11 protein-coding genes are annotated in these 14386 nt (G+C 33.0%); 8 read left to right on the top strand and 3 right to left on the bottom strand.

Annotated elements, in window-relative coordinates; all coding sequences use genetic code 11:
- The first annotated feature begins 32 nt into the window (after positions 1-32).
- Both ACVEGE_RS02160 and ACVEGE_RS02165 read left to right on the top strand, forming a co-directional pair.
- Positions 33-1154: a PepSY-associated TM helix domain-containing protein gene (locus ACVEGE_RS02160; RefSeq protein WP_173856313.1), complete on the top strand. Its 1122-nt coding sequence runs from the start codon at positions 33-35 to the stop codon at positions 1152-1154.
- A 318-nt stretch (positions 1155-1472) separates the two neighbouring features.
- Entirely contained in the window at positions 1473-3695 is a 2223-nt protein-coding gene (locus ACVEGE_RS02165) for a TonB-dependent siderophore receptor (RefSeq protein WP_192501921.1), read from the top strand.
- Between the two features lie 123 nt (positions 3696-3818).
- Here the strand turns inward: ACVEGE_RS02165 and ACVEGE_RS02170 are convergent, their stop codons facing one another.
- Together ACVEGE_RS02170 and ACVEGE_RS02175 are read right to left on the bottom strand one after the other, a co-directional pair.
- Positions 3819-4205, bottom strand: a complete 387-nt coding sequence (locus tag ACVEGE_RS02170) for a hypothetical protein (protein ID WP_173852981.1) — start codon at positions 4203-4205, stop codon at positions 3819-3821.
- Between the two features lie 255 nt (positions 4206-4460).
- A complete protein-coding gene (locus ACVEGE_RS02175) occupies positions 4461-7094 on the bottom strand; it encodes a valine--tRNA ligase (protein ID WP_192501920.1) in 2634 nt (877 codons plus the stop codon).
- A gap of 227 nt (positions 7095-7321) precedes the next feature.
- On the opposite strand from ACVEGE_RS02175, the gene ACVEGE_RS02180 reads away from it, so the two are divergent.
- Entirely contained in the window at positions 7322-7711 is a 390-nt protein-coding gene (locus ACVEGE_RS02180) for a DUF1573 domain-containing protein (protein WP_173852979.1), read from the top strand.
- Between the two features lie 57 nt (positions 7712-7768).
- On the opposite strand, the gene ACVEGE_RS02185 is transcribed toward ACVEGE_RS02180, so the two are convergent.
- A complete protein-coding gene (locus ACVEGE_RS02185) occupies positions 7769-9097 on the bottom strand; it encodes a PDZ domain-containing protein (RefSeq protein WP_192501919.1) in 1329 nt (442 codons plus the stop codon).
- A gap of 182 nt (positions 9098-9279) precedes the next feature.
- Here ACVEGE_RS02185 and ACVEGE_RS02190 point away from each other — a divergent pair, with 182 nt between their 5' ends.
- The 5 genes from ACVEGE_RS02190 (at position 9280) to yidD (ending at position 14337) form a co-directional block, all read left to right on the top strand.
- The gene (locus ACVEGE_RS02190; protein ID WP_173857104.1) at positions 9280-10242 is read left to right on the top strand and encodes an IS30 family transposase; all 963 of its coding nucleotides are present in this window, start codon (positions 9280-9282) and stop codon (positions 10240-10242) included.
- Between the two features lie 118 nt (positions 10243-10360).
- Positions 10361-11554, top strand: coding sequence for a pyridoxal phosphate-dependent aminotransferase (locus ACVEGE_RS02195; protein ID WP_173852977.1), 1194 nt, complete (start codon positions 10361-10363; stop codon positions 11552-11554).
- Between the two features lie 235 nt (positions 11555-11789).
- The gene (gene folE, locus ACVEGE_RS02200; protein WP_173852976.1) at positions 11790-12461 is read left to right on the top strand and encodes a GTP cyclohydrolase I FolE; all 672 of its coding nucleotides are present in this window, start codon (positions 11790-11792) and stop codon (positions 12459-12461) included.
- A gap of 128 nt (positions 12462-12589) precedes the next feature.
- On the top strand, positions 12590-14068 hold the full coding sequence (gene cysS, locus ACVEGE_RS02205) for a cysteine--tRNA ligase (protein ID WP_192501673.1): 1479 nt from the start codon (positions 12590-12592) through the stop codon (positions 14066-14068).
- A gap of 23 nt (positions 14069-14091) precedes the next feature.
- The gene (gene yidD / locus ACVEGE_RS02210) at positions 14092-14337 is read left to right on the top strand and encodes a membrane protein insertion efficiency factor YidD (protein WP_173856307.1); all 246 of its coding nucleotides are present in this window, start codon (positions 14092-14094) and stop codon (positions 14335-14337) included.
- Positions 14338-14386: the final 49 nt, after the last annotated feature.

Genomic DNA, 14386 nt, shown 5'->3' on the forward strand with positions numbered 1-14386 from the left:
CGGAGTTATTATAATTTTTACACCACATGAAAATGACATTCAAAAAAACTGTTGGCGTAGTACACCTCTGGTTGGGTTTATCCTCTGGAATAATTGTTTTTATCGTTGCCATAACTGGTTGTTTATATGCCTTTCAAGAAGAAATTCAGAACTTAACTGAAGATTATCGATTTGTAATAGAACAGCAATCCCCTTTTTTGCCCCCTTCAAAATTACTTCCAATTGCCCAGGAACAGCTTCCTGGAAAAACCTTACACGCCTTAAAATACAATACAAAAACAGATGCCGTAGAAGCTATATTTTTTCATTATGAACCCAGTTATTATTACACTAGCTATTTAAATCCCTACACGGGTAAAGTGATTAAAACGGTCAATAATGAAGAAGGATTCTTTCATTTTATCTTAGATGGTCACTTTTATTTATGGTTGCCAGACGCTATTGGTCAAGTTGTAGTAGCAAGTGCCACATTGCTGTTTTTACTTCTAATTATCTCTGGGTTTATACTTTGGTATCCAAAAAATAAAAACGCCGCCAAACAACGCTTTTCATTTAAGTGGAAAAAAGGCATGAAATGGAAAAGAAAAAATTATGACTTACATAATATTACCGGTTTCTATGTTTTGATTATTGCTTTTATTTTTGCCGTAACAGGCTTAGTTTGGGGTTTTCAATGGTTTGCTTATTCTTATTATACCATAATGGGAGGCGAAAAATCATTAATTTATGAAGAACCAACTTCAAAAATAAACTCTTTAAATCCCAAGGTTGAAAATCCGTTAGATTTTGTTTATAAAAAAATGGTTCATGATTATCCAACGGCCGAATCGATAGAAGTTCATCCACCAGAAACCCCTACTGCAGCGATTGCCGCAAATGCGAATGACAATAAAACTACTTATGGGACAATGGATTACCGCTATTTTGATCAATTTACACTAAAAGAAATTGAAGTAAATCATATTTGGGGAAGACTGAAAAATGATACTACTGCCGATAAATTGCTAAAACTAAATTATGACATTCACACTGGTGGCATCTTTGGCTTAGCCGGAAAAATATTTGCATTTTTCATAAGTCTGTTTATTGCAAGCTTACCTGTTACCGGAACTTTGATTTGGTGGGGCCGAAATAAAAAGAAGTCAGAAAAATAACTACCACACTTTAAAAGTATCCCCATCTTCTCAATTTGTATTTTATTTTTATGGACTATCCACTACTTGGTCTCTATTATATAGGCACGCAGTTTTAATAGATTTTCCCTAAATAATCATAATAGATTTGCTAATATCTTTAAAATTTGTGTGCCAATTTTTCAGCACTCAAAACGGAAAGTCATATTCTTTTAATTGTAAAGCATTGGAAAACAAAAAAATAAACAAATTATTAATAATAAGTCTAAATAAGCTTTGCACATGTCAAAAAAGCGTGTAAATTTGCATCGTTATTTTAAATAAATCTAAATAAACAACATGAAATCCATATTATTCCCTACAATAGCTTTACTATTTAGTATTTCTAGCCAAGCGCAAGAAATAGCTAGCACGTCAGGACTCAGCCCAAATAAAGCGTTTTACACTGTACAAAAAGACACTGTTAAAAACAAAAAAGGAGAAGCCCTTAATGAAGTAGTTATCAAAGCTAATCAATATAAAAAAAATGTATCAGTAGTACGTTCTGGCTTAAAGCCAATGGACATTCCACAGAGTGTACAAGTGATCAGCAGTGAAGTTATTAAGCAACAGCAAGCAGTACGCTTAAGTGATGTTATTAAAAACGCAAATGGTGTTTACGTAGGATCTGCAAGAGGAGGTTCCCAAGAAACTTTCTGGTCTAGAGGGTACGATATGTCTAGCAATAATATGTTTAAAAATGGATTCCGTTTTACAAATGGCTCTATTCCTGAAGTGTCTTCGCTAGAACGTGTTGAATTATTAAAAGGAAGTGCTGCATTATTATTTGGTAACGTGGCACCTGGAGGAATATTGAATATGGTAACTAAAAAACCTACGTTTGATAAAGGTGGAGAAATTAGCATGCAAATGGGGAGCAATGCTTTCTACAAACCTTCTATTGATATTTATGGTCCTCTAAACAATGCTATTGCCTACCGAATTATTGGTTCTTACGAAAACTCCGAAAGCTACAGAGATGTAGTAAAAAAAGAACGTTATTACATTAATCCCTCTTTTTTATTTAAAGTAAGCGATAAAACAGATATCACGTTACAAGGAGATTATTTACACGATGATTGGACGCCTGATTTTGGGACAGGAATTATTGGTAAAGTAACTGCTGCTGTTCCAAGAAACACCTATTTAGGTGCGACATGGTCAAACGGACAAACAAAACAAGCTAGTGTTTCCGCTTTAGTAAATCATGAGTTTAACCAAAACTGGAAATTAAACTTCAACTCTTCTTTCCAGGATTACAACCGAACTTCTAAAGGAACAGAACGTATTCAGCCTGCTGCAGATGGTTCTTGGAGCCGACCGTTAGGACAAAATAAAAATCAAGAACAAATCCTATCAGAACAATTAAGCTTCATAGGGAATTTTAATACTGGTAAAATTAAACACCAAATTTTTACTGGAGTAGATTTTGAGAACTCCTTTGTTCAGGCATACACTTTTAAATTTACCCCTTCTACTTATGGTAGCGGAAACATCTTTGATTTTGATAATTTTGACCAAGGAGGTAGTATTCCTGATGCTGCAATTACTAAAATTGTAAAAACAGAAACAAACCGTTTTGGCGTTTACGCACAAGATTTAATTTCACTTACTGAAAAATTCAAAGTTTTAGCAGGAATACGTTGGTCATGGCAAGAAGCGCAAGTAAACACGGAAGATTTGACCACTACGCCTACTAAAATTACAGATGACGCAAACCGTGTAGACCAAGCCTTTACTTCAAAAGTAGGACTAGTTTATCAACCTACAACTGCACTGTCCTTATTTGCTAGCTACGCAAATTCATTTACACCTAATTCAGGAACAACAGTTGATTTAAAAGCAATCAAACCATCAGTAATTGATCAATATGAAATAGGTATCAAAAAAGATTTCTGGAACGGAATAGTTTCAACAAATTTTACTGTTTACCAAATAGAAAACAGCAACTTAGCTCAAACAGCAGAGTTCAAAGCAGATGGATCGAATAATAGTGATTCAAGCATCAAAGTATTAAGTGGAGCAACAAAAAGTAAAGGAGTTGAAATCGATATTACAGCAAGGCCAGCTGAAGGTTTGAGCATCATTGCAGGTTATAGTTATAATGACATGCGCTACACTAAAACTTCTGGTTTAAACGGTAGTTTCATAGTAGGTGATCGTTTAGCTAGAACACCGTCAAACACCGCTAATTTAAGCTTCTTTTACACATTGCCTTCTGGTATATTAAAAGGACTATCATTGGGATCATCTGCTAATTACATTGGTAATCGAGTAGCGGGATGGAACAATCAAATTGTAATAGATGCAACTACTGGAGTAACTAGCATTAATGATCGTGAAGTACCTATTGACGGATACACAACAGTAGATGTATCTGCAGGATATACTTGGAAAAAAATAGCAATCCTTTGCAAATTATCTAACGTTGGTAATACCTTAAATTATACTGTTCATGAAAATTACAGCGCTAACCCTATTGCTCCTAGACAAGTAATGACTTCATTAACGTACCAGTTTTAATCTAAACTTTAATTAATTTATAGTTTCAAAATACTTTTAAACGATAAAAATTAGACCTAAAAAAATCCGTAATAGTGCATGCATTATTACGGATTTTTGTTTTTTAAAACTATTTAAAAATAACTATTGGTGGGCCAAGCTCATTTCAATATTATTAGCATTAAGTAATGCCTCTAAAATTAAATTTTGTTCTGGCTCGTATTTCTCCACACCACTTTGATACCATTGTGAAATTATATTAATCTGAAAAACAGTGTAACCCTCAGCATCAATATCAAAGCCAAACATACCTGCAATAAGGAAGTCTTCTAAAATTTTTTCAGTGATAATGCGTTGTGGGATTCCGTAACAAATTAAACCATTCATATTTTCGTAATCTAAGCGGCCCGACTTAAAACCGGTTACAAATGCTTTACTTTTTTTACCCTCTAAAGATAAGAGCGGATTAGAACCTATAGCATAACCATCGAAATAGTTTTTACTATAAGTAGAACTAAATAATTTTTTCATGGGGAATTATTGTGGTATTGTTGTGGTATTTCACTAATAAGCAACAAAAGTAATAAACTAATAAATTGAAAGAATACATCTATCGATTAAAGGAATAAAAACCCTATGAAATACATTAGCCTTGTCGTTTATCGGTAAAACCCTGAAAAATAGCATTCAAAGCTTGCAAAATTGAGCTTCGTAACCTACATAAAAACATAAGCCCCATCTTATTTTTCTTTAAGATGGGGCTTTGCAATACTATAATTATGGTTATTATTTTAAACCAGCCAAACTTTGCTCGATTGTTTCAATTTTTGCTAAAGCATCGGCTTCTTTTTGTCTTTCGTTTGCCAAAACTTTTTCAGGAGCTCCGTTTACAAATTTCTCGTTAGACAATTTATTTTGAACTGATTTCAAAAATCCTTTTGTATACTCTAATTCTGTTGTCAGTTTTCCAATTTCTTCTTCTACATTTATACTTCCCGTAATAGGAATAAAATATTCATTCGAATTTACACGATACGATAATGCGCCATCTACTTTTTCAGTAACATATTCTAATGCTGTGATGTTCCCCAATTTGGTTACAACCGAATCAAAATAAGTAGATACATTGTCATTATTAATCACTTTTAATTCAATCGCATCTTTAAACGGAATGTTCTTGTCTTTACGAATCGTTCTCACTCCAGAAATCACTTCCATTGTGTTTTCAAAATCGGTAATTAAAGCCACGTTAAAAGGTTTTAATTCAGGCCAAGTAGAAACGATCAAAGCTTCTTCTTTTGTTCTTGGAGCTAATATTTGCCAAATCTCTTCGGTCAAGAACGGCATAAACGGATGCAATATTCTTAAGTTATTTTCAAGCATTTCTATCGCTTTCGCAAAAGTTACGCTGTCAATAGGCTGTTGGTATGCTGGTTTAATCATTTCAAGGAACCAAGAACAGAAATCATCCCAAACTAATTTGTAAGTTCCCATTAATGCTTCTGAAATCCTGTATTTCTCGAAGTTATCTTCAATTTCTAAAAGCGTTTGTTGCAACTTGGCTTCGTACCATTCGATTGCTACCTTAGAAGATTCTGGTTGCGGTATCGCATCCGAAACTTCCCATCCTTTAATCAATTTAAAAGCATTCCATATTTTATTGGTAAACCCTTTTCCTTGATTACATAATTCTTCATCAAACATGATGTCATTCCCTGCAGAAGCGCTCAAAAGCAATCCTACACGAACTCCATCGGCACCAAATTTTTCAATTAAATCTAGTGGATCTGGTGAGTTCCCTAATGATTTAGACATTTTACGTCTTTGTTTATCACGAACTAATCCCGTTAAATACACATTGGTAAATGGTTTTTTACCTGTGTATTCATATCCTGCAATAATCATTCTCGCAACCCAGAAAAATAAAATATCCGGGCCCGTAACTAAATCATTTGTAGGGTAGTAGTATTTAAAATCTTCGCTTTCTGGATCCATGATGCCACCAAAAACCGACATTGGCCACAGCCAAGAAGAAAACCAAGTATCTAAGGCATCCACATCTTGTTTTAAATCTTTTGTTTCAAGTTTAATGTTTAAAGTTTTCTCACGTGCTAACTTTAAAGCATCTTCAATATTTTCGGCAACTACAAAATCCTCTTTCCCATCTCCGTAGAAATAAGCAGGAATTTGTTGTCCCCACCATAATTGACGAGAAATATTCCAGTCGCGTATGTTATTCAACCAGTGTGCATAAGTATTATCAAAACGTTTTGGATGTAATTTAATATCTCCATCTACTAAAACTGATTTGATCGCTGGTTTTACTAAATCTTCCATTTTTAAGAACCATTGATCTGATAATCTTGGTTCGATTACTGCTTTGGTTCTTTCAGAGGTTCCTACTTTATTTAAATGCGTTTCTGTTTTTGCAAGAGCTCCAATTTTTTCTAATTCTGCAGCAACTTCATCACGAACAACAAAACGATCTTTTCCTTGGTAATGCATACCAAAACTATTCATAGTCGCATCTTCATTGAATATATCAATGATTTCTAAGTTGTGCTTCTCTCCTAGCGTTTTATCATTCATATCGTGGGCAGGAGTCACTTTTAGGCATCCTGTTCCAAATTCGATATCTACATATTCATCTTCGATAATAGGAATCACACGACCACAAATAGGAACAATGGCTTTCTTTCCTTTTAAATGAGCAAAACGTTCGTCATTAGGATTGATACAAATAGCGCTATCTCCAAAAATAGTTTCTGGACGCGTTGTTGCTATCGTTAAAAAGTCTTCACTTCCTTCAATTTTGTATTGTATGAAATATAATTTTCCTTGTCTTTCTTCAAAAATAACTTCTTCATCAGATAAGGTTGTTTTCGCTTCGGGATCCCAGTTTACCATTCGGTACCCACGATAAATCAATCCTTTGTTGTATAAATCAACAAAAGAGCGAATTACAGAAGCTGACATGTCTGGATCCATCGTAAACTTAGTACGTTCCCAGTCACAAGAAGCTCCTAGTTTTTTTAATTGTTCTAGAATAACGCCACCATATTTGTCAGTCCAATCATAAGCATGTTTCAAAAACTCCTCACGAGATAAATCTGCTTTATTGATTCCTTCGGCTTTTAATTTAGCCACAACTTTAGCTTCGGTAGCAATAGAGGCGTGATCTGTACCTGGTACCCAACAAGCGTTAAACCCTTTAAGACGAGCTCTTCTAATTAAAACATCTTGAATAGTATTATTCAACATATGCCCCATGTGCAAGACTCCTGTTACGTTAGGTGGAGGAATTACAATAGTATAAGGTGTTCTATGATCTGGCTCTGAGTGGAAATAATTGTTTTCCATCCAGTAGGCATACCATTTATCTTCAATAGTCTTAGCGTCAAATTGTGCAGGAATTGTCATTGTATAGTGGATTCGATTAATCATTAAATTGGTGATCAAAGTACTTAATATTTAACTGACACGCAAGCTATTGAAGTGTCATTAAACGTACTTATTGTACTTTGGTCTAATTATTGTAATTCTTATAGGGAACAAAAGTAAATAATTAAGTAGACTATAAAAAGAGAAATAAAAATTTGTGTAGTAATTAAAAGAAACTATATTTACTTTAACAAATACATTTAAAAATGAAAAAAATAGCAACAGTAATAGCAGTCGTATTATTTAGTAGTATTGGGTTTGCACAAAGCGGAGCTAAAATTGAGTTTAAAGATGACAACAATACACTTGACTACGGAACCGTATCAAAAGCCCAAGATAACGGTGTAAGATCATTTGTTTTTACTAATACAGGAAACGCTCCATTAATTATAACAGGAGTACAATCTACTTCTAGCTGTACGATTTTATCAAAACAAAATGACAGTGTATTACCGGGAAAATCAGGCAAGATAGAGGTTAAATACAATATGGTTCCAGGACCAATTAGGAAAACAATTACGGTAGAGTCTAATGCCATTAACTATCCTGAAGGTAGAATTCCTTTAAAAATTAAAGGGGAAGTTGTAGCCAATTAATCCTTATTAAATAATAACACCAAAGCTTCTTGACATAAAATCAAGAAGCTTTTTTTATTACAGCAAATTTTTTAATTGAAAGCTAAATTTCAATAATTGACTGTTACGCTCTACTTCTAAACTGATCCACTTTTCCTCTTCTGATTTTAAAAAACGACTTAGCTCCTGTAATGAAAAACGGTGTGTGAGTTTCTCATTTATTTTTATCAAAATATCTCCTTCCTGCAAACCGCAAATTTCGGCAGCTGATTTCCTTCTTATGTTGCTAATTACATAGACTGGTTTGAGTTTAAATTTATACTGAAAATCTGTTTTCTTTTCTTGGATTGCAATTTCTTTATATTCAGTAATTTTAGGTTCTAATTTTAGATGAACGGTTTCCTTGACCCATTGCATTCCAATATGCTTAATTTCTACACCACTCTTATTATAGGTAAAAGGTGCACTATAGCTCCTATTCTTTTTTAAAAACAATGCTTCATTTTTATAATCTAAAACAACTGTGAAACGTTTAAAAATTTCTCCCCCTACAGACCCTAATCGATCAGGAACCATCTTGACATGTTTGGTAGAAACACTATCAGGGAATGCTGTTATAGGATTTTCAAATTGGAATCCTGCCATTTCAAAAGCTTTTATTTTAGCTCTTTTACCTATAACTTCGCCACTAAAACCTTGACCTAGATAATCTTCAAAGTTTTTTGGAGGCAACTCAATCGTTGCTAATTTATGTTGAAAAAGCCAAACAGCATCACTGTTTCCTATATCTACTAATAGTTTAACGGGGATTTTATAATTTTCTAAAACTACATTACTATATACATATGGCTTAGCACCTTCTATAGTTATAGGCACTTTAGTAAATTTTCTATTTATTCTTTTTCTCCGTTTAGCTGTTTCTTTATAAAAGAATATTTTACGTTTTTGATAATTAATTTCGATGAGATTATTTTTAAAAAATGAGTAGCCTATTATTCCGTTCACAGGAATTCCAACATGCGAGGACAAATTAAAATCCTGATCTAGTATTACATATAAAAGGTGGTTTCTAGAAATCATCCCTTTTGTTTCAAGAAGATTTCCTGTAGATTTTAATCCTTCAATTTTCTCTTTACTTCCTAAACCTACAAGACTTACAGTTTCTTTATTTTTAAGATCAAGTCCTTTTGTGTCTTCTAAACTGAACAAAATAGTTTCTTCGACTCCTGAATCGAGTAAAAAAGTCAATTCGACTCCATTGACCACTAACGGAATAAATACCAGATTATTAATTGATTGAAATGGAATTCCAACTTTATTCACGTCTTTTTTAAATAAAAAACCAGATTGAGCAGTAAGAGTGCCATTGGATAAAAATAAAAAAACAAATAAGATGATTTTCTTCATAAAGGATCATTTTCATAAATTTAGCAAAAATTAGTCTCTTAGATTCAAGTGATAAATGCAACACTCCTTATTTGTTTAAATAAAGCCTACTGATAAGTCTTGAAGATCTAGATCTTCAAGACTTATCAGTAGGCTACGAAAAAAATTTCTCTTATTTTTGGGTTACTAAGCACAAAAAAAAGATGTCACATTTAACGATTGAACAAAGATACGAAATTGCTACACTTCGTTCACAAGGATTTTCAATGAGTAAAATTGGAGAGGTTATAGGTAGAGATAAATCTGTAATTTCAAGAGAGCTATCCAGAAATTCCGATCAAAGAAATAAAGTTTATAAAGCTAAATTAGCCCAAAGTAAAGCCAGTATTCGACAGCATGAAAAAGCTAAGAAAATACGCTTTACTGAACAGATAAAAGCACATGTTATTCATCTTTTAGAAGAAGATTTCAGTCCTGAACAAATAGTAGGATATTGCAGTGATAAAAACTTTGAATGTGTTTCGATTGAAACAATTTATCAATTCATTTGGAGCGACAAAAAGAAAGGCGGACAACATTATAAGCACCTACGCACAAAAGGAAAGCGATATGCTAAAAGAGGGGCTTTAAAAGGCTCAAGAGGTATTATTAAAGATAGAGTTGGTATTGAAAACAGGCCGTTGGTTGTAGAAGAAAAGCAAAGAATTGGGGATTTAGAAATTGATTTGGTAATAGGTAAAAATCACAAAGGAGCTTTGTTAACAATAAATGATAGAGCATCAGGTGTGCTTAAAATGGCTAAAATAAACAGTAAGGAATCACAAGAAATTCAGGAGAAATTAATTGAATTATTAATGGATTGGAAACCCATTTTGCACACCATCACATCTGATAATGGGAAAGAGTTTGCAAACCATAAAAAAGTATCTGAAATACTAGAAATCTCATACTTTTTTGCCAACCCATATTGTAGTTGGGAAAGAGGTGCTAATGAAAATTTAAATGGTCTAGTAAGACAATATTTTCCAAAAAAATATAACTTTGATTTAATAACAGAAGAAGAGGTTTTAAGAGTAACAAATAAATTAAATAACAGACCCAGAAAAAGATTTGGTTTTAAAAGTCCAAATGAAATTTTTGAGCAAAAACTTAAACAATGTGCATGAGGTTGCATTTGTTAATTGAATCCACCTCTTATTAATTCTTATTTAACACTAAATAGATAGATTACGAATTTTAAGTTCGAAAAAAAAATCGCAAATTTGCAATTCAACAATTAGAAATATGCCAAAGATATCAAACAAAGGTGCTAAAATGCCTGAATCACCAATACGTAAATTAGTACCTTATTCAGAAATTGCTAAGAAAAAAGGAAATAAAGTCTACCATTTAAACATAGGTCAACCGGATATTAAAACTCCTGAAGTTGCCATGGAAGCTGTAAAAAATATTGATATAAAAGTATTAGAATACAGTCACTCAGCTGGTTTTGAAAGCTATAGAAATAAATTATCTGAGTTTTATAAAAAATCAGGATTACCTATCAATCCAGAAGACATTATCGTTTCAACAGGTGGCTCAGAAGCCTTATTGTTTGCAATGGGTAGTACTATGGATCAAGGTGATGAAATCATTATTCCAGAGCCATTTTACGCAAATTACAATGGTTTTTCTACTGCATCTGGTGTAACTGTAGTTCCTGTTATTTCATCAATTGACACAGGTTTTGCATTGCCTCCTATTGCTGATTTTGAAAAATTAATCACACCAAAAACAAAAGCTATTCTTATTTGTAATCCAGGAAACCCAACCGGTTACTTGTATTCAAAAGAAGAAATGATGCAACTTGCTGAAATCGTGAAAAAACATGATTTGTTTTTGATTGCTGATGAAGTATATAGAGAATTTACTTATGATGGAGATATTCACTATTCTGTAATGAATATCCCTGGACTAGAAGAAAACGCAATCATGATTGATTCGGTTTCAAAAAGGTACAGCATGTGTGGCGCAAGAATAGGTTGTATTGTTTCTAAAAACAAAGAACTTATGGCTACTGCAATGAAATTTGCTCAAGCAAGATTAAGCCCACCTACATTTGCACAAATTGCAAGTGAGGCAGCTCTTGATACACCACAAAGTTATTTTGACGAAGTAATCTCAGAATATAGAGAACGTAGAGATACACTTATAACCGAACTTAAGAAAATTGAAGGCGTAAAAGTAGCCAACCCAAAAGGAGCTTTCTACTGTATCGCTGAACTTCCTATTGACAATGCAGATCATTTTGCACAATGGCTTTTAGAAAGTTACGATTTTAACGGAGAAACAGTTATGGTAGCGCCTGCAGCTGGTTTTTATTCTACTCCTGGAGTAGGTTTAAACCAAGTAAGAATTGCTTATGTATTAAAGAAAGACGATTTGATCAAAGCAGTACGAATCTTAAAAGAAGCCATTACTACCTATAACGCAAGATAAAAAAGACTTAGTTTACTTTTATAAATACAATTTACTAAGCTATTTTTAATATCATAAAAGGCAATAACATAATTACTGTTATTGCCTTTCTTGCTTTTATCGAACGACCCAAAATCCATGCATTTAATCTGGCTTTAAAAAGAGATCATTAATTAATAAAACCTTTAGAAAATCTTTAGTTTTTATTAATTATCTTTACGCCCTGAAATTATACACAAAATAACAGTAGCTTTTAATGATAAATAAGGAAGAATTACATGATGAAATAGGTGATAATCATATCGCTTCATGTGCAACAAACCCAGTAAGAGACGACGCATTTGACATTACTGACGAGGAAAAAATTGAAAAAATAAAGAAAGACGTTGAAAGCATTCTATTGACTTTAGGAATGGATTTAACTGATGATAGCATGAAAGGCACGCCTAATCGTGTAGCAAAAATGTTTGTTAAAGAGATTTTTGGTGGATTGAATCCTGCTAAAAAGCCCAAAGCATCAACATTTGACAACAATTACAAATACGGAGAGATGTTAGTAGAAAAAAACATCACTTTATATTCTACTTGTGAGCACCATTTATTGCCTATTATTGGTAGAGCACATGTTGCTTATATTTCTAATGGGAGAGTAATTGGTCTTTCAAAAATGAACCGTATTGTTGAATATTACGCTAAGAGACCACAAGTACAAGAGCGTTTAACAATGCAAATAGTTCAAGAACTACAAAATGCATTAGGAACAGAAGATGTTGCTTGTGTAATTGATGCGAAACACCTTTGTGTAAATTCAAGAGGGATTAACGATATTGAAAGCAGTACGGTAACCTCTGAATTTGGTGGTAAATTTAAAGATCCTCAAGCAAGAAGAGAGTTTTTAGATTATATTAAATTAGAAACAAAATTCTAGATTAAATAAATTATTTGATTAATTAAACAATAGCTTAGACCTGAATACAGTGTAAAATCCTTTATAATTTTTCATCAAAAATAAAAAGAATTGAAACAAAATGCAGGAATAGCTACTAAAAAACAAACATGCCTTTATATACAAGTCAAACACTGAAAATATACAATTCTCTTTCGGGAGAAAAAGAAACTTTTGTACCTATCAACGAAGGAAATATTGGAATGTATGTTTGTGGCCCTACGGTTTACAGCAATGTACACTTAGGAAACGTACGAACATTCATGTCATTTGATGTGATTTTCAGGTACCTGTTGCACCTTGAATATAAAGTGCGCTATGTACGCAATATTACAGATGTAGGACATATTGTGGATGACGCAGAGGATGGTGAAGATAAAATTGCTAAAAAAGCGCGTTTAGAACAATTAGAACCGATGGAAGTTGTACAACGCTACACCATTGATTTTCATGAAATTTTAAAAGCTTTTAATTTCTTACCTCCCAGTATTGAACCTACTGCAACAGGACATATCATTGAGCAAATTGAAATTATTAAAAAAATCATTGACTCGGGAATAGGTTATGAAGCAAATGGATCTGTCTATTTTGATGTTGTAAAATTCAATAAAACAAATCATTACGGACGTTTGAGCGGAAGAAATATTGAAGACATGTTAGCTAACACCCGCGATCTTGACGGACAATCTGACAAGAGAAACCCGCAAGATTTTGCCTTATGGAAAAAAGCCGAACCGCAACACATCATGCGTTGGCCTTCTCCATGGAGTGATGGTTTTCCAGGATGGCACTTAGAGTGTACTGCAATGAGTACTAAATACCTAGGAAATCATTTTGATATTCACGGTGGTGGAATGGATTTAAAATTTCCTCATCATGAATGCGAAATTGCTCAAAACGAAGCTTGTACGGGTCAAACACCAGTAAATTACTGGATGCATGCTAATATGCTTACGCTAAACGGTAAAAAAATGGCAAAATCTACTGGTAATAATATTTTACCAAGAGAAATCTTGACTGGAGAAAATACAATTCTTAGCAAAGCCTTTTCTGCATCTGTAGCACGTTTTTTCATGTTGCAAGCACATTATCGTAGTATTCTTGATTTTTCTGATGATGCTATTGTAGCTGCCGAAAAAGGATACAAAAGATTAATGGAATCTCTTGACACTCTTAAAACTTTAAACAGTAGCACTAAAAGCTCACTAGATATTGCAAGTTGGAAACAAGCTTGTTACGATGCAATGAATGATGATTTTAATACCCCTATTTTAATAGCACATTTATTTGAAGGGGTTCGTTATATCAACTTGATAAACGACAATAAAGAAACCCTAACTACTGAAGATTTAGCTTCTTTAGCAGCTACGATGCATGCTTTTATATTTGATGTTTTAGGTCTAGAAGATGAAAAAGTAGCTGACAGTAGTACTGATAAGTTAGAAGGAACTGTAAACATGCTTATTGGTATGCGTAATCAAGCGCGTGCTGATAAAAACTTTGCTTTGTCTGACCAAATTAGAGATCAATTAATTGCTATAGGAATTCAATTAAAAGATGGTAAAGAAGGTACTACTTTTACTGTATAGTACTAACTGTAATTAAGAAAAAAATGTTGAAAAAAATACTCATATTTCCATTTTTAGTACTGGTTCGTTTTTATCAACTTGTTATATCACCTTTAACACCCGCTGCATGTAGATTTGAACCTACTTGTTCTACTTATATGATTCAAGCTTTGAAAGAACATGGTTTATTTTACGGTGGATTTTTAGGCTTAAAAAGAATTGTGAGTTGCAATCCATGGGGAAAAACAGGTTATGATCCTGTTCCTAAAAAGAAATGTACTCATGAGTAAAAATCACAATGTAACTTTGAAAATTAAAGTCAATTTTTAACGTAAATTT

It is taken from the genome of Flavobacterium sp. PL002 (assembly GCF_054165825.1).